General features: G+C 60.1%; 1 protein-coding gene. It reads right to left on the bottom strand.

Features of this window, described 5'->3' with window-relative positions; all coding sequences use genetic code 11:
- Nucleotides 1-1,148, bottom strand: a 1,148-nt coding sequence (locus HDF09_RS20455) for an alpha-L-fucosidase (protein WP_183769326.1), incomplete at both ends; no start/stop codon positions are given.

Raw genomic sequence — 1,148 nt, 5'->3', positions numbered from 1 at the left:
TTGGTATTGAGAACGAGGACGGTGGCGATGGGTTCGAGCGCTTTTGCGGGAAGCTGGACATCAAGGCCTTCTCTGGTGCGTGTGATTTTTAACGACTTGTGAGTTTTATCAGCCAGTAGATAGGCGCTGGTTACGTTGCGGGGTAGCCTGCCAAGGTGAAAGGCGCCGCTGGGCCAGGTGAAGATTTCGATGTAGATTTTGTTGGCGGTTGTGGTGGAGCGCCAGTTCCATGCGGGGATGAATTTGGGTTTGCCTTCGTTGTTCTTCTCCGTGGTACTGAAGGAGCCGGCTTCGCCGCCGAAGAGGGTGGGCTGGGTGTTGTAGATGGCCTCACCGTTGACGGATAGCCATTGGCCCATCTGGTGGAGACGCTCAATTTCGGGCGGGGGTACGATGCCGTGGGAGTCGGGGCCGATGTTGAGGAGGTAGTTGCCGCCTTTGCTAGCGATGTCAATGAGGTTGCGGAGAAGTGTCTCGGTGGACTTGAAGTTGGTATCGTAGGCCTTGTAGCCCCAGGTGTCGTTCATGGTCATGCAGGACTCCCAGTCGCGGCCGGGGAAGCCCTGCGGGGGAATGTACTGCTCAGGTGTTTCGGTGTCGCCTGGGTAGCTTCCGCCGAGGCGGTTGTTCCAGATGAGATTCGGGTGCTGGTTGAGGAGGGCGACGATCTCGCCGGCGAGGGCGGGCGTCATCTCCTTGGTGGGTGTGTCGAACCAGATGACGGCGGGGAAGTTGCCATAGTTGGTGAGGAGCTCCTTGAGCTGGGGGATGGCCTTGGTGTGGAGGTAGGCGGCGAAGTCGCCGTCCTGCGCCTTGTCCCAGTGGAAGGTGGGGGGCTGGTGGTTGCCGGTCTTGTAGGCTGCGCCTCCGGGAGCGGTCCAGTCCTGGTCCTGCGAATAGTAGAAGCCGAGTTTAAGGCCTTGCCTGCGGCACTCTTCGGCTAGTTCGCGCAGGGGGTCGCGGTGGAAAGGAGTGGCGGCGACGATGTTGAAGGGGTCGGCCTTGGAGTCGAACATGGCGAAGCCGTCGTGGTGCTTGGCGGTGATGACGATGTACTTCATGCCTGACGATTTGGCGAGGGCGACGATATCGTGTGCGCTGAAGCCGGTGGGGTTGAACTTAGGCGCGAGGGCCTTATAGTCGGCGAC

It is taken from the genome of Edaphobacter lichenicola (genome assembly GCF_014201315.1).
GTDB lineage: Bacteria > Acidobacteriota > Terriglobia > Terriglobales > Acidobacteriaceae > Edaphobacter > Edaphobacter lichenicola_B.
The sequence above is the reverse complement of the archived record's forward strand: the minus strand, read 5'-3'. Positions and strand labels throughout refer to the sequence as shown.